This window comes from Xanthomonas sp. LMG 8993 (assembly GCF_009835065.2).
GTDB lineage: Bacteria > Pseudomonadota > Gammaproteobacteria > Xanthomonadales > Xanthomonadaceae > Xanthomonas > Xanthomonas arboricola.
The window spans coordinates 109,898-128,613 of sequence record NZ_QVIF02000012.1 but is presented as its reverse complement, the minus strand read 5'-3'; the positions used below and the strand labels follow the sequence as shown (position 1 = coordinate 128,613).

Annotated in this window: 20 protein-coding genes, 1 other RNA gene and 1 pseudogene; 12 read left to right on the top strand and 10 right to left on the bottom strand. The window is 64.5% G+C overall.

Going from position 1 to position 18,716, the window contains the following annotated elements; all coding sequences use genetic code 11:
* Nucleotides 1-274 precede the first annotated feature (274 nt).
* The 4 genes from DYQ94_RS18835 to DYQ94_RS18820 all read left to right on the top strand — a co-directional run bounded on the left by DYQ94_RS18835 (nucleotide 275) and on the right by DYQ94_RS18820 (nucleotide 5,337).
* On the top strand, nucleotides 275-1,444 hold the full coding sequence (locus DYQ94_RS18835) for a hypothetical protein (protein ID WP_126966575.1): 1,170 nt from the start codon (nucleotides 275-277) through the stop codon (nucleotides 1,442-1,444).
* Nucleotides 1,445-1,454: 10 nt separating this feature from the next.
* Nucleotides 1,455-1,883 (top strand): type 2 periplasmic-binding domain-containing protein, encoded by a 429-nt coding sequence (locus DYQ94_RS18830; protein WP_024938495.1) that lies wholly within the window; start codon nucleotides 1,455-1,457, stop codon nucleotides 1,881-1,883.
* Complete coding sequence (locus DYQ94_RS18825; protein ID WP_126966574.1) at nucleotides 1,880-4,012, top strand: methyl-accepting chemotaxis protein; 2,133 nt, start codon at nucleotides 1,880-1,882, stop codon at nucleotides 4,010-4,012. Before DYQ94_RS18830 ends, DYQ94_RS18825 begins: the two co-directional genes overlap by 4 nt.
* A 587-nt stretch (nucleotides 4,013-4,599) precedes the next feature.
* Nucleotides 4,600-5,337, top strand: coding sequence for a DNA/RNA non-specific endonuclease (locus DYQ94_RS18820; protein WP_039518674.1), 738 nt, complete (start codon nucleotides 4,600-4,602; stop codon nucleotides 5,335-5,337).
* A gap of 39 nt (nucleotides 5,338-5,376) precedes the next feature.
* Here DYQ94_RS18820 and DYQ94_RS18815 read toward each other — a convergent pair.
* The 4 genes from DYQ94_RS18815 to DYQ94_RS18800 all read right to left on the bottom strand — a co-directional run bounded on the left by DYQ94_RS18815 (nucleotide 5,377) and on the right by DYQ94_RS18800 (nucleotide 6,570).
* Nucleotides 5,377-5,453: non-coding RNA, sX9 sRNA (locus DYQ94_RS18815), on the bottom strand.
* A 157-nt stretch (nucleotides 5,454-5,610) separates the two neighbouring features.
* Entirely contained in the window at nucleotides 5,611-5,952 is a 342-nt protein-coding gene (locus tag DYQ94_RS18810; RefSeq protein WP_102251169.1) for a hypothetical protein, read from the bottom strand.
* A 51-nt stretch (nucleotides 5,953-6,003) separates the two neighbouring features.
* The gene (locus DYQ94_RS18805) at nucleotides 6,004-6,237 is read right to left on the bottom strand and encodes a DUF1653 domain-containing protein (RefSeq protein ID WP_024938499.1); all 234 of its coding nucleotides are present in this window, start codon (nucleotides 6,235-6,237) and stop codon (nucleotides 6,004-6,006) included.
* Between the two features lie 126 nt (nucleotides 6,238-6,363).
* Complete coding sequence (locus DYQ94_RS18800) at nucleotides 6,364-6,570, bottom strand: hypothetical protein (RefSeq protein WP_047127422.1); 207 nt, start codon at nucleotides 6,568-6,570, stop codon at nucleotides 6,364-6,366.
* A 176-nt stretch (nucleotides 6,571-6,746) separates the two neighbouring features.
* Here DYQ94_RS18800 and DYQ94_RS18795 point away from each other — a divergent pair, with 176 nt between their 5' ends.
* Nucleotides 6,747-6,992: a hypothetical protein gene (locus DYQ94_RS18795; protein ID WP_126966573.1), complete on the top strand. Its 246-nt coding sequence runs from the start codon at nucleotides 6,747-6,749 to the stop codon at nucleotides 6,990-6,992.
* On the opposite strand, the gene DYQ94_RS18790 is transcribed toward DYQ94_RS18795, so the two are convergent.
* From DYQ94_RS18790 to DYQ94_RS18770, 5 genes are all read right to left on the bottom strand, one after another.
* A complete protein-coding gene (locus DYQ94_RS18790) occupies nucleotides 6,945-8,423 on the bottom strand; it encodes a SulP family inorganic anion transporter (protein ID WP_047129435.1) in 1,479 nt (492 codons plus the stop codon). The genes DYQ94_RS18795 and DYQ94_RS18790 overlap by 48 nt on opposite strands.
* A 407-nt stretch (nucleotides 8,424-8,830) precedes the next feature.
* Nucleotides 8,831-10,630, bottom strand: a complete 1,800-nt coding sequence (locus DYQ94_RS18785; RefSeq protein ID WP_126966572.1) for a chloride channel protein — start codon at nucleotides 10,628-10,630, stop codon at nucleotides 8,831-8,833.
* A gap of 167 nt (nucleotides 10,631-10,797) precedes the next feature.
* Complete coding sequence (gene map / locus DYQ94_RS18780; RefSeq protein ID WP_126966571.1) at nucleotides 10,798-11,574, bottom strand: type I methionyl aminopeptidase; 777 nt, start codon at nucleotides 11,572-11,574, stop codon at nucleotides 10,798-10,800.
* Complete coding sequence (locus tag DYQ94_RS18775) at nucleotides 11,571-11,783, bottom strand: ParD-like family protein (protein ID WP_024938505.1); 213 nt, start codon at nucleotides 11,781-11,783, stop codon at nucleotides 11,571-11,573. Before DYQ94_RS18775 ends, map begins: the two co-directional genes overlap by 4 nt.
* 132 nt (nucleotides 11,784-11,915) lie before the next feature.
* A complete protein-coding gene (locus DYQ94_RS18770; RefSeq protein WP_202397616.1) occupies nucleotides 11,916-13,052 on the bottom strand; it encodes an MFS transporter in 1,137 nt (378 codons plus the stop codon).
* A 302-nt stretch (nucleotides 13,053-13,354) separates the two neighbouring features.
* Between DYQ94_RS18770 and DYQ94_RS18765 the strand changes: the two genes are divergently transcribed.
* The 5 genes from DYQ94_RS18765 (at nucleotide 13,355) to DYQ94_RS18745 (ending at nucleotide 17,037) form a co-directional block, all read left to right on the top strand.
* Nucleotides 13,355-13,957, top strand: coding sequence for a TetR/AcrR family transcriptional regulator (locus DYQ94_RS18765; protein ID WP_505414914.1), 603 nt, complete (start codon nucleotides 13,355-13,357; stop codon nucleotides 13,955-13,957).
* 226 nt (nucleotides 13,958-14,183) lie between these two features.
* Nucleotides 14,184-14,522, top strand: a complete 339-nt coding sequence (locus DYQ94_RS18760) for an ArsR/SmtB family transcription factor (RefSeq protein ID WP_102580468.1) — start codon at nucleotides 14,184-14,186, stop codon at nucleotides 14,520-14,522.
* Nucleotides 14,523-14,582: 60 nt separating this feature from the next.
* Entirely contained in the window at nucleotides 14,583-14,993 is a 411-nt protein-coding gene (gene arsC, locus DYQ94_RS18755) for an arsenate reductase (glutaredoxin) (RefSeq protein WP_080931373.1), read from the top strand.
* 14 nt (nucleotides 14,994-15,007) lie between these two features.
* Complete coding sequence (gene arsH / locus DYQ94_RS18750; protein ID WP_181097625.1) at nucleotides 15,008-15,715, top strand: arsenical resistance protein ArsH; 708 nt, start codon at nucleotides 15,008-15,010, stop codon at nucleotides 15,713-15,715.
* A 17-nt stretch (nucleotides 15,716-15,732) separates the two neighbouring features.
* On the top strand, nucleotides 15,733-17,037 hold the full coding sequence (locus tag DYQ94_RS18745) for an arsenic transporter (RefSeq protein WP_237475028.1): 1,305 nt from the start codon (nucleotides 15,733-15,735) through the stop codon (nucleotides 17,035-17,037).
* 88 nt (nucleotides 17,038-17,125) lie between these two features.
* Here DYQ94_RS18745 and DYQ94_RS18740 read toward each other — a convergent pair.
* Nucleotides 17,126-17,590 (bottom strand): annotated as a pseudogene (locus DYQ94_RS18740) (DNA methyltransferase); the annotation flags it as partial.
* Between the two features lie 576 nt (nucleotides 17,591-18,166).
* Here DYQ94_RS18740 and DYQ94_RS18735 point away from each other — a divergent pair.
* Entirely contained in the window at nucleotides 18,167-18,373 is a 207-nt protein-coding gene (locus DYQ94_RS18735) for a hypothetical protein (protein ID WP_104552815.1), read from the top strand.
* Complete coding sequence (locus tag DYQ94_RS18730; RefSeq protein WP_160955244.1) at nucleotides 18,370-18,636, top strand: hypothetical protein; 267 nt, start codon at nucleotides 18,370-18,372, stop codon at nucleotides 18,634-18,636. Before DYQ94_RS18735 ends, DYQ94_RS18730 begins: the two co-directional genes overlap by 4 nt.
* Nucleotides 18,637-18,716: the final 80 nt, after the last annotated feature.

The window sequence follows — 18,716 nt, the reverse complement described above, 5'->3', positions numbered from 1 at the left end:
CATCGGCAGGCTCCCGATGCGGACGATTATGTCCGCAGATATTCATTCCAGCTGTTTCAAACACCTAAATCACGCGTCTCGATAGGGCGGAACTATCGTCCACTTCTTGTGGTGCTTTGGTTTCTTAACCGGTTTTTCCAAGTTGTAAAAATCTCGCTAAAGCAATGATGCAGACGGCCGCTACCGCAATCCAGGGCGTTGCGACGCTCATTACCGTTCTGCCCGCGCGCCTCCCATGGCGCTGCGTCCATCACCCACTCAGCCGAGATTCTCAATGAAATTGACCGTCAAGCTTCTCAGTGGCGCCATCGCCCTGGCGTCGTCGACCTGCGCCTACGCGCAGCAGGACTCGATGTTTTCCTTCAGCGGCTTCGGCACGCTGGGCGTGGTGCATTCGACCGAGGACCAGGCCGACTTCACGCCCGACATCCAGACCGTGGAAGGTGCCGGTGCCAGCCACTCCACCTCGGCACGTCCGGACTCGCGTATCGCCGGCCAGGTCAATGCCAACTTCACCGACAAGTTCACCGGCGTGTTGCAGGTGACCAGTGAGTACGCCGAACGCGGCGATTACGATCCCAAGGTCACGCTGGCGCATGTGAAGTATCAGTTCGGCCCGCAGTTCGCTGCGCGCCTGGGCCGCATCACTGCGCCGCTGTACATGCTGTCCGAGTACCAGCGCGTCGGTTACGCCACCCCGTGGGTGCGTCCGCCGTACGAGGTCTACAACTACCTGCTGCCGATGGACGGCGTCGAAGGCGTGTACACCATCAACGCCGGCGAGAGTGTGGTCAGCGTGCAGGGTTTCTATGGCCGCATCAATTCGAAGAAGGCCGATGTGTACGCCATGCGCGGCCTGGCGCTGGGCCTGGAATCGGGTGCGTCCACGTTCCGCGCCGCCTACATCGTGGGCACCACCGATTTCGATACACCGGCGCTGGAGCGCCTGTTCTCGGTCTATCAGCGCATCAATCCCGCACTGGCCGATCGCCTGACCACCTATGGCGTGGACGGCAGCTTTGCCAGCCTGGGTTACGCCTATGATCCGGGCAGCTGGTTCCTGCGCAGCGAAGTGATCCGCGCCGATTACTCGCCCTCGCTCAACGGCAAGACCACCTCCGGTTATCTCAGTGTCGGCGGTCGCTTCGGCACGCTGACGCCGTCGATCACCTATGCCAACGTCGATCGCAAGGGCCCGACCATCGCGGCCGGCCAGGATCCGGTCGGCGTGATGACGCGCGCACTGGCGCAGGCCGAAAGCGGCCGTCACAGCTTTACCGCATCGCTGCGTTGGGACGCGCGTGAAAGCGTCGCGTTCAAGCTGCAGGCCAGCCACATCAACAACAACGCGGGCTCGTTCGGATCGTTGAACAACATCCAGCCGGGCTTCCGTCCGGGCGGCAGCTACAACCTGCTGTCGGCCTCCGTCGACTTCGTGTTCTAAGAGAGCCCCCATGACCATTTCCAAGTGTTTTGCAGTCTCCCTGCTTGCCGCGTTGTCGCTGAGCGCGTTCTGCGCCAATGCCGATGTCGTGGTGGTGATGTCGGCCAAGGGCGGCCCGGACAGCCTCAGCGCCGCGCAGGTGTCGCAGATCTTCCTGGCCAAATCCAACAGCCTGCCCGGTGGCGGCGCGGCGGTGCCGATCGATCAGGAAGAAGGCGTCGCCACCCGCGATGAGTTCTACAAGAAAGTGGCCTCACGCGACGCGGCACAGCTGAAGTCGTACTGGTCGCAGCTGATGTTCACCGGCAAGGCGCAGCGTCCCAAGCGTGTCAGTGGCGACGATGCGGTCAAGAAGGCCGTTGCCGCCACGCCCGGCGCCATCGGTTACATCAGTGCCAGCGCAGTCGACGCCAGCGTCAAGGTCGTCCTGAAGCCGTGACCCGCCACCTGCTCGAGACTCAAGTCATGAGACGCATCCTGTCGCTACCGTTGTTCTGGAAAATCCTGATGCCGGCCGCGGTGGCGATCCTTTGCCTATCGAGCTATGTGGCCTTCAGTACGCTGGTCTTTCACCGCAACAACGACCGCCTGGAAGCGGTACGCGACGTGCATTTCCCGATGCTCGACGCCATGACACGCAACGTGGCTGCGCTGGACAAGCTCATCAACGGGCTCAACGGCGCCGCTGCCGCCGGCGATGCCGACATGTTGGCGGCCACCAAGCCGGTGGCCGACGAGATCCACGCCTCCTACGTGAAACTGCAGAAATCCGATCCTGCCAATGCGACGGAGCTGGCACGCCTGGGCAAGGAGTTCGATCAGTACTACAGCCTGGCGCACGGCGTGGCCGCCGCGTTCGTGGAACAGCGCGAACCCGATGCGGCGCAGATGAGCGCCATGGCACCGGCACTGGAAACCTATCGCACCACCCTGACCGCCATGCAGAAGCGTGCCGATGCACGCTTCCGCGGCACCGTGCAGGAAGCGGTGGACAGCTCGGTGGCGGCAAGCATCGGCGGGCTGGTGCTGGGCCTGGTCGGTGCGGTGCTGTGCATCGCCTTCGGCTGGATCGTGGCACGCGCCATCACGCAGCCGCTGAACCGTGCGGTGGGCATTGCGCATGCGGTGTCGTCGGGCAAGCTGGACAACAGCATCTCGATCGACCGCAACGACGAGGTCGGCCAGCTGCTGCAGGCGATGGACAGCATGCAGCGCCAGCTGCGTCGCGTGATCCAGGCGCAGACCGACATGGGCGACAAGCATGAAGCCGGCATGGTCAGTCACCGTATCGCCGAGCAGGAATTCCCCGGCGAATTCGGCAGCATGGTGCGGGCCAGCAATGCGCTGGTGTCCAGCCATATCGCGGTGACGATGCAGATCGTCGCATTGACCGAGCGCTATGCCGCCGGCGACCTGTCGCAGCAGCTGGAGCCGTTGCCGGGCGAGAAGGCGGTGATCAGTCAATCGATCAACGATGTGCGGGCCAGCCTGTTGTCGATCAATGGCGAGATCAAGCGGCTGGCATCGGCGGCGGCGGCAGGCGACTTCAGCGCACGTGGCGACGAGACCGCGTTCGAGCATGATTTCCGCCAGATCGTGGTCGACCTCAATCACCTGATGAGCAGCTCGGACCAGAGCCTGGGCGCGGTGTCGCAAGTGTTGCAGGCGATTGCGAGCGGCGACCTGACCACGCGCATGCACGGCGACTTTGCCGGCGTGTTCGCGCGCATGCGCGACGATGCCAACACCACGGTGGACCGCCTGACCGACGTCGTCGGGCGCATCCAGCATTCCTCGTCGGAGATCGATACTGCGGCCGGTGAAATTGCCGCCGGCAATCAGGACCTGTCGCGGCGTACCGAACAGCAGGCGGCCAGCCTGGAAGAAACCGCCGCATCGATGGAGGAACTCACCTCCACCGTCAAGCAGAACGCCGAGCATGCGCGACAGGCCAACGAACTGGCACGCAATGCAGCCGGTGTAGCCTCCAAGGGCGGCGAGGTGGTCAGCCAGGTCGTCGGCACCATGTCGGGCATCGAAACCTCCTCGAAAAAGATCGCCGAGATCATCAGCGTCATCGATGGCATCGCGTTCCAGACCAATATCCTGGCCTTGAACGCGGCGGTGGAAGCCGCCCGTGCCGGCGAACAGGGCCGCGGCTTTGCGGTGGTGGCCTCGGAAGTGCGCACGCTTGCGCAGCGTTCGTCCGCTGCGGCCAAGGAGATCAAGGAGCTGATCGACGCCTCGGTGGGCAAGGTGGCCGAAGGCTCGGTGCTGGTGCACAAGGCCGGCACCACCATGACCGAGATCGTCGCCAGCGTGAATCGGGTCACCGACATCATGGGTGAGATCACCGCCGCATCCAGCGAGCAATCGGCCGGCATCGAACAGGTCAACCAGACGGTGATCCAGATGGACGAAACCACCCAGCAGAATGCGGCGTTGGTGGAAGAAGCCATGGCCGCGGCACGGGCGATGGAAAAGCAGTCCAGCACCCTGACCCAGCTGGTCTCGCTGTTCCAGCTGCAGCCTGCCAGCGCACCGCAGCTGGAAAAAGAGGTCGCATAGTCGACCGAGCCAATCCTCTCGCGACGTCTTTGACGCCCTCTTCTGCATGGACTGCAGAAGGGGGTTTTTTGTGCCGCCGGTGGCGAACGCGGCGCTGGCAAGGCACCGTTTAAAACCGAGCCATGCGCATCCTGCGCCGATGACCGGCCCTGCGGTGTTCGCGACTGCACTCCCACGGTTGTCATCTGACCACGGGTGCCGGCATACCCCGACCTCCACGCGGGCGGTTGTCCGACAGCAGCAACCGCGCTCTGCTGATGGCCCAGCTATGCGTCATCGCAAAAACCCTGGCGCGGAAGCACATCCGCACGCTCCAGGCATAACCAGGGGCTTATCGCCTGTCAGCCCGTATGCCGCCCAATGCGCGAGACCGGTCACATTTTTGCCGGAAAAACTGACGCGACTGCACATTCCTCACGCCTACGTCACCACCAAGCAACATTTGCATGCGATAGCTGTCGCGCTCGCTAAAAAATGTGAGCCAACTATCCCCCTTCCAGCGCGCGTTCCGCTGAGCGTCGATCTGCCCCCCGGCAGCCGGCGAAGGCGTCGTGCGTCCGATTGATTTTCCAGGAGATTCACTGCCCATGCGCTTCCGGACTTTCTTCGCCGTTCTGCTGTTCACCGCTGCCAGTGCCAGCGCAAACGCCCAGGTCGTCACCCTCAACAAGGGCGGCTACACCTTGCGCTACGACTGCACCAACCACACCGCGCTGCGCTATGAGTACGTGCTGCAGGCCGATACCGGCTCGGCCGCGCGCCCGTCCAGTTTCAATCTGGACACCGAACTGCCCAGCGGCTGCGCCGGCCAGACCTCCACCGCCTCCTACGCCAGCGTGCGCACCGGCTACGATCGCGGGCACCTGGTGACCTCCAACCACATGGACTACAACGCGACCTACATCCGTCGCGCCAACCTGATGTCCAACATCGTGCCGCAGGTGTCCAGCTTCAACCAGGGCATCTGGGTACGCGCCGAAAACGTGGCCGAGTGTTACCGCGACATCGCCAGCGTGCAGGTCTACGGCGGTGTGATCTACAGCGACACGACCAACGATTACTTCCTGAGCAGCCACGGCATCCGCACCCCGGACTTCTTCTGGAAGACGATCATCACCGCCAACCCGGGCGGCGGCACCCGCGCGATCAGCTGGCTGATTCCCAACAGCGCCAACCTCGGTTCGCTGGACAGCTACATCGTCAGCATCGACGAACTGGAAGACCTCTACGGCGCCAGCACCATCGGCATCACCGCACCGGCCGCCGTCAAGGCCATGCTGCCCGCCACCACCTGGCCGCAGCCGAGCAATTGCGACCTGGGCTGAGGCCGGCTGTCCGCTTCTCCAGCCACGTCGATCAAGAGCAGCTGACACCATGTTGCGAGCAGTCGTCAGGTGGGTGCGAATGGCGCGTCCAGCATCGGAGTGCCCGAATGGCCCTTGCCGATGTCGGGCACCAGCCGTACCCACCTGGCGCTGAGCGCAGCAGCCTGCTCAGCCGCTCTACACCGCTGGGCGTGTGATCCAGCAGACAAGGCCCGGGATTCCCGGGCCTTGTCGTTGCAGGCGGCGGCACGCCTGGCCCGCTGCAACGCGCCCTCAGGCCTCGGGCGCGGCAAGCGCCGCAAACCAGTCCGCGTATGGCGTGTTCTTGACCAGATGCCGATTGAAGTCTTTGGCACCATCGCTCCACCACACCGGGCCGCGCTCTCCCAGCGCCGTCTTGGCACGATCGACCGCCGCACGCGCTGCAGCCAGCCCCCCGGCATCCTCATCGCGCTTGGCCGCCTTGACCGCGCGTCGCGCGTCCATCAAGGCGCCGACCAGCCCGGCACGCACGTCTTCGCGCAGATGCGGGTTGGCGGTACGCCAGAGCCGGCCACGCACGATCAGATACCGGCCATCGGGCGTGGTGACTGGCGCAGCGGCGGCAGCCGTCATTGCCAACGCACTCGCAAACGGCCCTGTAACGTCGTGCAGACCAAGCCGCGCCTACTCGACCCGCGCAAAGCGCGGACGCGCAACGCCGTCCACCTCGACCTGCTCGACGAACATCGCATACGGCCGCACCCACAGACCGACCTCGCTGTCCAACGGGCGATAGAGCACCAGCGGGGCCAGCGTTTCGCTGCAACGCACGACGCCGAGCACTTCATAACGGCCGCCCTTGAAGTGGCGGTACTGGCCCAACGCGATGTTGGGCAATGGCGACAGGGAGGTGTCCATGGATGTCACAGGATGGGCAATCCGCAAGTCTAGGCAGCATGGCCGGCCACAGCCAGCGCATGCCGCGCAACCGGTGCCCTCTGCCGGGTTCAGCGTTGCACGGCCGCGTGCAACGCTGCCACGCGCTTACTGGTCGTCGTCTTCGTCTTCGTCGTCTTCCGCGCCCAGGTCGTCATCGTCCTCGACCGGGTCTTCGATGCCATCGTCGTCATCGATCTCGCTGTCCTGTGCAGGCCCTTCCTGGATCGGTGTGTTGTCCCTGCCCGGTGCCTTGATGCCATTGGGCGGGGTCGGATCGTCTACGCCGCGGTTGCCGTTTTCGTCGTTGCTCATGGTCTGCTCCAGCGGTAAAAGACCGCACGGCCACCCTCCTCCCGCCGATGTGACGCGCACGTGTGTCCTGCACGATGGCAGCGCCACCGCGCGGCCATGCGTGGGACGAACGAGCGCGACTGCATCCGGCCGGCACCTGTGGCCGTAGTGATGAGAACGCCCACGGAGTCACCCGCATGCCGAGCCTGATCTGCGACCTGAAAGACCTGCTCGCCGCCTGGAAGGCCGAGGCCGGAACCTTCGATGCCTGCGACATGCCCGCCTCCGCGCTGGCCTTCCGCGACTGCCATCGTCGCCTGTCCGCGTTGCTGGACGAACATGCACGCCACGCGGCGGCGCCGACGGCCGCGCTGGCTGCGCACGAGCAGCCGGGCTCAGTGCCCCAGCTGCAGGCGCGCGCCATCGCGCCGATGGGTTCCTAAGGTTTCGATCAGCGTGTCGCTGGCCTGATTCACGCCGATCACCTCGACCTCGGCGCCGTGCGCGCGCAGCTTGAGCACCACCCGATCCAGCGCCGCCACCGCGCTGATGTCCCAGAAGTGCGCGTGGCTCAGATCGATCAACACCTTCGGCGGCGTGCCCGGGAAATCGAAGCTGGCCACGAACTGCCCGGCCGATGCAAAGAACACCTGGCCGCGCACCGCATACACGCGCACTCCGTCGTCACGCTCGCTGGCCTGCACCTGCAACATGCGCCCGACCTTGCGCGCAAAGAACAGCGCCGACAGCAGCACCCCGGCCAGCACGCCGCGGGCCAGATCGTGCGTCCATACCGTGACCACGACGGTGCCCAGCATCACCACCGACGAACTCCCCGGGTGCGTGCGTAGATCGCGTAGCGAGCCCCAGCTGAAGGTACCGATGCTGACCATGATCATCACCGCCACCAACGCCGCCATCGGGATCTGGCGCACCCAGGGCGCGCCATACACCACCATCAGCAGCAGGACGACACCGGCCACCAGGCACGACAGGCGCCCGCGCCCGCCCGAGCGCACATTGATCACCGATTGCCCGATCATCGCGCAGCCGGCCATGCCACCGAAGCACCCGGCCAGCAGGTTCGCCAGCCCCTGCCCTGCGCATTCGCGGTTGCGCTGCGACGGGGTATCGGTGAGGTCTTCGACAATCTGCGCGGTCATCAACGACTCCAGCAGGCCCACCACGGCCAGCGTCGTCGACACCGGCAGCAGGATGCGCACGCTGTCCCACGTCAGCGGCACGTCCGGCAGCAGGAACACCGGCAGGCTGTCGGGCAGACGGCCCATATCGCCCACGTTGCGGATGTCGATGTGCCAGTACGCGCACACCGCCGTCAGCACCACGATGGCGACCAGCGGCGAGGGAATCGCCGTGGTGAAGCGCGGCAGCAGATAGATGATGGCCAGGCCCGCTGCACACACCGCATGCACCGGCCATGGCATGCCGACCAGCTCCGGCAACTGCGCCAGGAAGATCAGGATCGCCAACGCATTGACGAAGCCGGTGATCACCGAGCGCGAGACAAAGCGCATCAATGCGCCCAGGCGCAATGCTGCGGCGATCAGCTGCAGCACGCCGGCCAGCACGGTGGCCGCCAGCAGGTACTGCAGGCCGTGGTCCTTGACCAGGTCCACCATCAACAACGCCATTGCGCCGGTGGCGGCAGAAATCATGCCGGGCCGGCCACCGGCGATCGAAGTCACCACCGCAATACAGAACGCCGCGTACAGCCCGACCTTGGGGTCGACGCCGGCAATGATCGAAAAGGCAATGGCTTCGGGAATCAGCGCAAGCGCGACCACGATGCCGGCGAGCACATCGCCACGCACGTTGCCGAGCCATTGCTGGCGCAACGAGAAAACTCTGGACATTGAAACGACTCCGCGCACCGGCAAACACACGGCGCGAATACATGAACGTCAAACACCTGGACCTTCGCAGCAACTGCGAGCGCGTGATGCCTTAGGTCAGGGTGGTGTCATGTGTCGGAGGAAATCGCTCTGGACGAGGCTGCATGCTAACGCGCTGAGGTCGGTCTGCACAACCCGATGGCGCGCTGCTGCGCACGCGCGTCGAGCCGAGCAACGCTGCCAATGCATGAGCAACATCAACGCACAGGCCGCTGGAAGCTGCGTGCTGGCATCGCATGCTGCCGCTGGCGAGGGCAAGCTGCATGCGTCGCGGGCGCAGGGCGTTGCGTGAGACACCTTCTGCACGCAGTGGATCTACCGGGCCAGCATGCGCCCCGTCGCTTCAGCCGCTGCCGGCAGCGCGTGGCTCAGTCGTCGCCGAGCACACGCTCGCCCATCAGTTCGCGTTCGCGCTTTTCCAGTTCTTCGGCATAGCGCTTGCGCACGAAGCCTTCCGACAACACGCCCAGCACCTTGCGTTGTGCATCGATCACCGCCAGCTCGTCGGCCTGCGTAGCGTCGAAGACCTTCATGACCGCCACGATGTCGGTGTCTGCCAGCAATGCCGCATCGCGGTGCTTGGCGTAGTCGCTCACCGGCGCATCGGCCTGCACGTTGTCCGCATACAGCACTGCCAGCGGCACCACACCGGCGTAATGGCCGGCGGCGTCTTCCAGCACCACGCGCTGCGTGGACCCCAATGGAAACCGCCGGCGAAACTCGCTCACCGTGGTGTCGTGCGCAGTGTGGTTGGCGTCCTTGCGCATCATCTTGCCGGCCGACAGATTGCGCACCCACCCCACGTCGCGTGCGCTGCGGATGTTCTCGCCACGCAGATGCAGGCGCCAGGTGGAGAACGAATAGCCGAACACCTGGCGCACCACGGTATTGGCCACCAGCACCGCCACCATCACCGCGCTCGCCAGCACAAAGTCGTGCGTGCCTTCCAGGATCAGCATGGCCATCGTCATCGGCGCACCGACAATGGCTGCCGCCAACGCAGCCATGCCCACCAACGAAGCGCTGGTGATGTCCACCGCCGCGGCGCCGACCAGCAGGTTCAGGAACACCGCAAACAGGCTGCCCACCAGCGAGCCCATGAACAGCGAAGCGAAGAACAGGCCGCCACGGAAGCCGAAACCCAGCGAGATGCCCGACGCGACGCATTTGAGCACCAGCAAACCGGCCAATACCTGCAGCGTGCTGCTACTGGTCAGGTCCAGATGCAGGGCGCCATGTCCCGACGACAGCACTTGCGGCGAATACATCGCCAACGGAATCAGCAGCAACCCGCCCACCACCGGGCGCCCCCAGAGCGGCAGCTCGATCCGCCCCACGGCGCGTTCGATACCGGCCACCAGCCGCATCACCGCGATGCCGATCAACGCGCAGGTCAGCCCCAACGCGATGTAGATCGCATAGTCACGCGGCTGCAATTGATAGGCGACCGCCGCCGGCAACGAATACGGCGCGGCACCGAGCGCATTGGCCATGAACGCGCCGGCCAGCGCCGCTGCGGCCACCGGCGCAAGCGCCGACGGCGTATAGGCGCCGATCACGATCTCGAACGCGTAGAACGCACCGGCCAGCGGCGCCCCGAACGCACCGGCGATCGCGCCTGCCGCGCCGGCACCGACCAGCGTGCGCATGTCGGCCCGGCGTACCCGCAGGACACGGCCCAGCTGCGAACCGGCGCCTGCGCCCATCTGCGTGTAGGTCGCCTCCAGCCCCACCGATGCGCCGAAACCGTTGGACAGCAGCGTCTGCACCGCAACGATCAGGTTGTCGCGCATCGACATGCGCCCGCCGTGCAGGGCATTGGCTTCCACCGCATCCACCAGCGGCCGCTTGCGCCGCCGCGCCAGCAAGGCCACCAGGCCCACCAGCAGGCCGCCCAACGGCAACACCAGCAACTGGGTGGCGGTGATCGATTCGGCGGTACTGAGCCGCTCGCCCGGTGCAAGCGCGTACAGCCAGGCCTGCAGCGCATGCGCCATGCCGGCCTGCACCACCATCAGTGCCGCCGCAATCAGCCCCACCACGGCTGCCAGCCCGATGAACCACAGATCGTTGGCGCGCAACTGCCGGCGCAACCACTCCAGCGGCCGTCGCCAGGATGCTGCCGCCGGGTGCACGGCGTGCGTGGGGTTATGAGGAAGTGGCTGCATGGAAGACCAGCGCTCCGCCGGATCAGGGTGCCGGCGCACGGGAGACGTCAGCGATGCGGCCTAGTGTGCAGCAACCTGGCTGACCTGCCGCAGTCTGGCCGCGGCAGTGCAAGCAACGAACACAGCGGCGGCAGCGGGCGCAGGCCACACGCCGGGGGACGGCGCGCTCACCCCAGCGCACACAGCGGCGTTTCCCCGGGGCGCAAGGTCAGCACACGCACACCGGTACGCGTCACCGCCACGGTGTGCTCGAACTGCGCCGACAACTTGCCGTCGCGCGTATGCACCGGCCATTGATCCGGCTCGGCGCGGATCGCCGCCCTGCCCTGATTGATCATCGGCTCAATGGTGAACACCATGCCTTCCTGCAGCTGCATCCCCGTGCCGGCATGCCCGTAGTGCAGGATCTGCGGCTCTTCATGCATCTGCCGGCCGATGCCATGCCCGCAATATTCCTTCACCACGCTATAGCCCTGCTCGCGCGCATGCCGCGCAATCGCATGACCGATGTCGCCCAGCCGCGCGCCCGGACGCACCGCCGCAATCCCCTTCCACATCGCCTGATAGGTGGCCTGCACCAGCCGCCGCGCCGGATACGCCACCTCGCCCACCAGATACGTCGTGCTGGAGTCGGCGATATAGCCGTCCTTTTCCAGCGTGATATCCAGATTGACGATCTGCCCGTTGCGCAGCACGTCCGCGGCCGCGGGCACGCCATGGCACACCACATCATCGATCGAGGCGTTGAGCACGAAGGGAAAGTCGTACTGCCCCTTGCTGGCCGGCCGCGCGCCCAGCGCGTCGACAATCATCCGCTCGACGAAGTCGTTGAGTTCCAGCGTGCTGCGGCCTGCCAGCGGCAGCTGATCCAGCGCATGGAACACCTGCGCCAGCAGCGCACCGGCGTTGGCCAGCAGCGCAATCTCCGCCGGCTGCTTGATCATGTCCGCGCCGGTTTCAGGGATTGCGGCCGCACGCCTGCCGCGCGCAGTTCCTGCGCCACGATGTCCTGGAACGAGGATTCCGGATGCATCTCACACAGCATGCCGACCTTGATCCAGAAAGTGGCCTGCGCGTTGATCGACCGGCTGGTCACCGTGCACGCGCGACGCAGCTGATCGTGCAGTTCGTCATCGATATTGACGATGCCCATGCAAGCTCCTGTGTCATGAATATACGAATCGTATATGAAACGTATAAACACCTGCAATGCCGGCAGTTGCCTGCGGCTGCGCTCGCTGGGTACCAGGCGGACGCAGCCGGGAAGACATCAGGTAGGGCAACGCTAGTGACCGGCAACCGGCGAGCGCGCGCCCGCCGCAAAGCCGTGCTGCCGGGCACGCCATGCAATCAGCAGCCCGATTGCCAGCAGCAAGGCCATGGCAACCGGAAAGGTCTGGGCGCCCCATCGGTCCAGCAGCACGCCGCCCACCACGCCACCGCCGGCGATGACGCTGTTCCAGGCAACCACGTTGAGCGACAGCGCAACATCGGCGCCTTCGCCTGCGCTGTCGGCAAGCGCGGTCTGCAGCAGGGTCGCCGCGCCGCCAAAGGTCAGGCCCCACACCGCCACACAGACGTAGACCACAGGCTGCACGTCTTGCAGCAATGCCAGCACCACTGAGATCGCAAGGAACGTCGCCAACGACACCAACACCGTGCCACGTAGGTGCTGCTCCACCAACTTTGCCGCCACGCCGATACCGACCAGTGCCGCAACGCCGAAGATCAACAGCAACACGTCCACGCGATGTGCCAGCCCCGCGTGTGCGGCGAACGGCGCCACATAGGTGTACAGGATGTTGTGGGCCAGCATCCACGCCATCACGGTGGCGAGCACCGGGCGCACGCCGGGCGTGCCGAGCACCTTGCGTAGCGGCACCCGCTGCGCTGCGGACTGGCCGGGGTAGTCGGGCACCTTCAGCAGCACCCACACGATCAGAATGAGCGTCAGTCCGGACATCGCGGCGAACGCGCTGCGCCAGCCCAGTATGCCGCCCATCCAGGTGCCCAGCGGCACGCCGAGGGAAAGCGCAACCGGCGTGCCCACCATCGCAATCGCCATGGCCCTGCCCTGCTGGTCCGGCTGCACCATGCGCCGCGCGTAACCGGCAAGCAGGCTCCACGCCAGGCCTGCCGCTGCGCCGGCAAACAAGCGCGCCACCAGGGTCAGCGCGTAACTGGTCGACAGTGCGGTGACCGAGTTGAACAGCAGGAAGCCGACGATGGTGAGCAACAGGACGTTACGCCGCCTCCACTGCTGGGTCGCAATGGTCAGCGGAATTGCGGCAATCACCGACCCCAGCGCGTAGGCGGTCACCGTCTGCCCGGCCAGTGCCGGGCTGATACCGAGGCCTGCGGACATCTGCGGCAGCAGTCCTGCCGGAAGGGTTTCGGTCACGATGCAGATGAAGCCGGTCATGGCCAGCGCCAGCAGCGCGGCGACTGGCAATGGCGGCGGGATCGCACCGGCGGTGGATGCAGTTGAAGAGGTCACACGCTGTCCTTTGTTGGGGAGGGGGATGCCGGTTAGGCCGCTACATATATATCGATCGATACACATAAAGACCGAAAAAAGCAGGTCTTCGTCCTGAGACCTGCCGGCCGGCACCACTGAGTGCCCACATATGTATCGATCGATATATATCTACAGGTTGGCTGCGTTGTCAACGATATCTGTATCGATTAGTCTTGATGTAGAGATCGGAGGGCGCCATGGCGCAAATGGGAAGGCCACGCAGCTTCGACCGTGACGCCGCGGTGGAAGAGGCGCTTCACCTGTTCTGGGAACAGGGCTACGAGTCCACCTCGTTGAGCCAGCTCAAGGCCGCGATTGGTGGCGGCATCACCGCGCCCAGCTTCTATGCCGCCTTCGGCTCGAAGGAAGCGCTCTTCAAGGAATGCATGGACCGCTACCTGGCGACCTACGCCAAGGTGACCCACTGCTTGTGGGACGCCGCGCTCGGCCCCAGGCAGGCGGTGGAGCTTGCGCTGCGCTGCTCCGCCAAGATGCAGTGCGAGCGTGGCCACCCGAAAGGCTGCATGGTCACGCTGGGAGTGATGAGCGCGCCGTCGCCGGAGCTCTCGGCACTGTGCACACCGCTGACGCGCTCGCGCGCACGCACGCGCGCCGGCATCCGCGCCTGCGTGGACCGCGCCATCGCCGGCGGCGAACTCGGGCCCGCCGTGGACGCCGCCGCACTGACCTGCGTGTTCGACAGTTTCCTGCTCGGGCTATCCACGCTGGCCCGGGATGGCATGAGCTTCAAGGCGATGGATGCCGCGATCACACAGCTCATGGGGTTGTGGGATGCCCAGGCGCGCTAGGTAGGCAGCGCTTCAACCTTGCTGCCGAGCAAGGCTGGAAGTCGATGCGCGTGTGCTCAAGCGTATCCGCAAGTGCTGTGGCTGGAGCCCCTGCCACAGCCGGTGGCCCCGGCCAATCCCTGATGCACTGGTCCTACGGCGGTTGGTGCGCGGCACCAGCCTCCGCGGTGCAGGCGCAAACTGAACCAACCATTGCACTTTGCAACTATATTTGTAGAGTAGCGCGATGAAAGACGATTCCGCTGTCGCAGCCCTCTCTGCCCTCGCACACACCGATCGACTGGCCGCATTCCGAATGCTTGTTCGCGCAGGCCCTGACGGCATGCCGTCAGGGGAGATTGCCGAGCGGCTTACGATCCCCCCAACACGAATGAGCTTTCACCTCGCGACGCTGGAGCGTGCTCGCCTGCTGCGCTCCTGGCGCGATGGGCGACGTGTCCTTTATGCGGCGAGCTACGAGGACATGCGCCAGCTGCTCTCGTTTCTCACCGAGGACTGCTGCTCGGGCAACCCAGAGATCTGTGGTGTGGCCCTGACTCGTTGCGCATCGGAAACCTGCGTTTGAGCCTTCCTCAGCCTTAATGCCCGTCGGCCTGACACGGCCCAGCTCAAGGAGATCATTGCGATGCTGACGATCTATCACAACCCTGCCTGCGGCACGTCCCGGAACGTCTTGGAGATGATGCGCCAGTCTGGCGAGGACCCTGAGATCATCGAATATCTGCACACCCCGCCGACGCGCGAGAAGCTGGTCGAGCTAATTGCCGCCATGGGCATCGCGCCGCACGATCTGTTACGCCAGAAGGGAACCCCGTACGCGGAGTTGGGCTTGGACAATCCTGCCCTCACTGACGAACAGCTGGTGGACGCGATGATCGCGCACCCAATCCTTATCAATCGTCCCATCGTCGTTTCCGATCGGGGCGTGGCGCTCTGCCGGCCATCCGAGAAAGTGCTCACGTTGCTGGCCCACCCGGTCGCGTCCTTTACGAAAGAAGACGGCGAAGCGGTGACGACAGGCGGAGCGTCGAAGTGATGGGTGGCGTTGCCATGGATCTACCAGGCATCGATCCGACACACCTCACCCCAATCGACGTCAACGCACTGGCCACGCCCGGCGACCCCAGACATCCGCCCCGCATCCTCATCCTGTACGGCTCGTTGCGCGAGCGTTCCTATTCGCGGCTGCTGGCAGAGGAAACTGGCCGCTTGTTGCGCTGGTACGGCTGCGACGTACGCATCTTCGATCCGCACGACCTGCCGCTGCCCGACGGGGCGGCTCCAGACCACCCGAAGGTGAGTGAATTACGCGAGCTCGCCTACTGGTCGGAGGGTATGGTTTGGGTCAGTCCGGAGCGCCATGGCGCGATGACAGGGATCATGAAAGCGCAGATCGACTGGATTCCTCTCACCGAGGGCGCCAAGCGCCCGACGCAGGGCAAGACGCTGGCCGTCATGCAGGTTTCCGGCGGTTCGCAAAGCTTCAACGCTGTGAACCAGCTGCGCGTGCTCGGCCGGTGGATGCGCATGCTCACGATCCCGAACCAGTCATCCGTTGCCAAGGCGTTTCAGGAGTTCGATGAGTCCGGGCGGATGAAGCCGTCTGCCTACTATCAGCGCGTCGTCGACGTTTGCGAGGAACTGGTCAAATTCACCTGGCTTGTGCGTGGCCGCTCGGCGTATCTGACCGATCGCTATTCTGAGCGAGTTGAAAACGCCGAAGAATTGTCCAAGCGCGTAAATCAGCGCTCCATCTGACCACTGCGGAGCGCTGCATGCTTGCCCTCGCGATTTTCATCGCCACCCTTGTTTTCGTCATCTGGCAACCGCGCGGGATTGGCATCGGCTGGTCGGCCCTCGCCGGTGCCGCAGTCGCTTTGGCTACCGGCGTCGTCGGGTGGAACGACGTCGGCACCGTGTGGGGGATCGTCTGGGATGCGACCTTTACCTTCGTCGCCCTCATCATCATCTCGCTCATCTTGGACGCGGCCGGCTTCTTTGCCTGGGCAGCACTGCACGTGGCTCGATGGGGCGGCGGCAATGGTCGGAAACTGTTTCCACTGATCGTTCTGCTAGGCGCCACGATCGCTACGGTTTTCGCTAACGATGGCGCGGCACTTTTGCTGACGCCCATTGTTCTCGCCATTTTGCTGCGCCTGAATTTCCCACCTGCCGGCGCGCTCGCGTTCACGGTGGCATGTGGTTTCATCGCTGACACGGCAAGCCTTCCGCTCGTTGTCTCGAATCTGGTCAACATCGTCACGGCGAACTTCTTTGACGTGTCGTTCGGACGCTATGCAACGGTCATGGTGCCGGTGAATCTAGTGTCGGTCGTAGCGACACTGATCGTGCTGTCGCTCTGGTTCCGGCGCGACATTCCTCGCACGTATCCGGTCAGCGATCTCGAAGCGCCGCGTGAGGCGATACGTGACACGGCGGTCTTCCGTGCTGCCTTGCCACTTCTCGCGTTGCTACTTGTGGCGTATTTCGTGACCGGGCCGCTCGGTGTACCCATCGCTCTGGTGACGGGCGCGGCCGCGCTGATGCTGATGGCAATTGCTGGCCGCTGGGCGACGGGCGGCAGAGGCGCCACGATGCAGCTGACGAAGATCCTGCGCGAAGCGCCCTGGCAGATCGTGCTGTTTTCGGTTGGCATGTATCTGGTGGTCTACGGACTCGGCAATGCTTGGCTAACTAAAGCGGCAAGTGCGGTCCTTGAGTGGCTGGCGGCGCAAGGAAGTTTTGTGGCCACGATCGGCACCGGCTTCGCAGTGGCGGGACTCGCCTCGATCATGAACAACATGCCGGCAACGCTGGTGGGCGCGCTCGCCATCGATGGGGCCAACCTTCCCGATGCTACCCGCGATGTGATGATCTATGCCAACGTCGTGGGCAATGATTTGGGTCCTAAGCTCACCCCGATCGGCTCGCTCGCGACGCTTCTATGGCTGCATGTCCTAGCCGGAAAGGGCCAACGAATCACGTGGGGCCAATACATGAAGGTGGGACTGATACTGACGCCGCCCGTTCTGTTGGCCACCCTCGTCGCACTTTGGATCTGGCTGCCGCTATCGCAATGATGGTCTGGGCGGTTGCTTGGACTGATGCGCGACAGGTTGATGATGGCGCAACGAAATCGCAGCCGAGAATTCTCAGCCCCCGTGAGTTTTACAGGGAGCCTAACCGCTCGGACGCATAGCCCACATAGTGGCTAGTCATCTCCACACCAGTCCAGCCGTATCCCTCAAGCTCGGCCGCTACCAGTGTCGTGCCGCTGCCGGCGAAGGAATCTAGGATTCGTCCGCCTGTCTCGCAGATCTTGACCAGCTGCCGCATCAAGTCGGTGGGTTTGCCGGTCAGGTGATGCTTGTCAGCCTTGCGCACCGATTCACGGATGAGCCCCGGCAGCACAGGCGCGCGGCGATCCAGTGGCATGTTGCCCTTGCTGCCCCACACGATGTGTGCGGCTTGGTTCCAGCAGCGCCCCAACTGCGGCCGCACGCCTTCGGTCTTGCCCCACACAGTGATGTCGCGCCAGGCAACGCCGACGATCTACAGCGCGTCGGTGAACAGCAGCACCGGCGCGCCTTCCTTGAGCACGCGCGCGCACTCGGACAGCCACAGGTGCATCCACCCCGGCCTTGCACAGCAGGCGGGCGCATTCGCCACAACGGAGGTTCTTGAGCATTGCGTGGTCTTGCGGTGGTACGAGATTACGCCGCTGCTCGTGGCGTAATTCGGTCAGGCTGGAATTACTGGAGCTGAAAATTTGCTGCATGGAGTGATGGCGCAATTCGCGCTGGCATACGCCTATGTCGGCCAACACCGCCTTAAGGATCGCGGCGCTGACCAATCGTTTCGGCACCGCCACCGCTATGAAGTGTGCTGCCTCGAGACTATCGCTATAGCGTTGCGGATTTTTCCGTTGACACGCTCCTAGCAGCGGAGCGAGTATTCCAACGTCGCCGCACATTCGGCGACCGGGATTGGTCTCCCGAATCAAAAGGCGCACCAGCGCCCATCGATCGATGCATGGCGCTTTTTTATCGCCCGCATCGTCGCGGGCGCATGCCGGCCAGCTTTATGGCGGGCGGTGCGCGGGGGCCGCAAGGCCCACCGGTTCCTTTTGGCCGGCAGACCAACCGCGCACTGTCCGCCACCCCGATTGGTCTCGGCGTGGCGGATTCCAAACCACAAAAGGAGTCCAGCATGTCTTACAACACCCAAGTAGCGCCCGCGTCTGCGGCGCGCCAGATGCCCCAGCGTGTGGGTCTAATCGCCAACACCCTCGAATGCAGCCATACCGCGTGGCTGAGCCTGATGGCACGCCTCGGAAGTACAGGCGCCATCACGATTGCCGACGCTGCTGCAGCGATCACTGCCGTCGACGCCTTAGATGCGCAGGTGCGGCGATGAGCACTAGCAAGCAGTTCCGTGTCTGCACGGGCGTCACCCTCAGCTTCGAAATGATGCAGGGCTATGTGCTGGCCATGCTGCATTCCCACGCGCAGCCTGGTCTGCCGCCGGTCCTGATCGCCTGCGAAGCCACCGGCCTTGATGACGTCTTGCCAGGCGGCGATGCGCAGAGCATCGTGCTGGGCCGGCTGCATGTCTGCATGCATGAAGACCCGGCAGTTGATGTCCTCACCTGGCTGCGCAAGCAAGCGCACCGCAACTGAGCGGCACGATGACTACCGCACACGCAAACGCTTATCCAGAAGACGCCGACTACGCGATCAGCGAAGAAGAACACGACGTG

Bases quoted from the DNA above. Each gene is read 5' to 3' on its own strand.
- DYQ94_RS18735 (WP_104552815.1), top strand. From the start codon at position 18,167: ATGTCTTACAACACCCAAGTAGCGCCCGCGTCTGCGGCGCGCCAGATG.
- DYQ94_RS18730 (WP_160955244.1), top strand. From the start codon at position 18,370: ATGAGCACTAGCAAGCAGTTCCGTGTCTGCACGGGCGTCACCCTCAGC.
- DYQ94_RS18765 (WP_505414914.1), top strand. From the start codon at position 13,355: ATGGGAAGGCCACGCAGCTTCGACCGTGACGCCGCGGTGGAAGAGGCG.
- DYQ94_RS18745 (WP_237475028.1), top strand. From the start codon at position 15,733: ATGCTTGCCCTCGCGATTTTCATCGCCACCCTTGTTTTCGTCATCTGG.
- DYQ94_RS18835 (WP_126966575.1), top strand. From the start codon at position 275: ATGAAATTGACCGTCAAGCTTCTCAGTGGCGCCATCGCCCTGGCGTCG.
- DYQ94_RS18785 (WP_126966572.1), bottom strand. From the start codon at position 10,630: ATGCAGCCACTTCCTCATAACCCCACGCACGCCGTGCACCCGGCGGCA.
- DYQ94_RS18805 (WP_024938499.1), bottom strand. From the start codon at position 6,237: ATGGACACCTCCCTGTCGCCATTGCCCAACATCGCGTTGGGCCAGTAC.
- DYQ94_RS18795 (WP_126966573.1), top strand. From the start codon at position 6,747: ATGCCGAGCCTGATCTGCGACCTGAAAGACCTGCTCGCCGCCTGGAAG.
- arsH (WP_181097625.1), top strand. From the start codon at position 15,008: ATGGATCTACCAGGCATCGATCCGACACACCTCACCCCAATCGACGTC.
- DYQ94_RS18775 (WP_024938505.1), bottom strand. From the start codon at position 11,783: ATGGGCATCGTCAATATCGATGACGAACTGCACGATCAGCTGCGTCGC.
- DYQ94_RS18800 (WP_047127422.1), bottom strand. From the start codon at position 6,570: ATGAGCAACGACGAAAACGGCAACCGCGGCGTAGACGATCCGACCCCG.
- DYQ94_RS18770 (WP_202397616.1), bottom strand. From the start codon at position 13,052: ATGACCGGCTTCATCTGCATCGTGACCGAAACCCTTCCGGCAGGACTG.
- DYQ94_RS18820 (WP_039518674.1), top strand. From the start codon at position 4,600: ATGCGCTTCCGGACTTTCTTCGCCGTTCTGCTGTTCACCGCTGCCAGT.
- DYQ94_RS18810 (WP_102251169.1), bottom strand. From the start codon at position 5,952: ATGACGGCTGCCGCCGCTGCGCCAGTCACCACGCCCGATGGCCGGTAT.
- map (WP_126966571.1), bottom strand. From the start codon at position 11,574: ATGATCAAGCAGCCGGCGGAGATTGCGCTGCTGGCCAACGCCGGTGCG.
- DYQ94_RS18830 (WP_024938495.1), top strand. From the start codon at position 1,455: ATGACCATTTCCAAGTGTTTTGCAGTCTCCCTGCTTGCCGCGTTGTCG.
- arsC (WP_080931373.1), top strand. From the start codon at position 14,583: ATGCTGACGATCTATCACAACCCTGCCTGCGGCACGTCCCGGAACGTC.
- DYQ94_RS18790 (WP_047129435.1), bottom strand. From the start codon at position 8,423: ATGTCCAGAGTTTTCTCGTTGCGCCAGCAATGGCTCGGCAACGTGCGT.
- DYQ94_RS18760 (WP_102580468.1), top strand. From the start codon at position 14,184: ATGAAAGACGATTCCGCTGTCGCAGCCCTCTCTGCCCTCGCACACACC.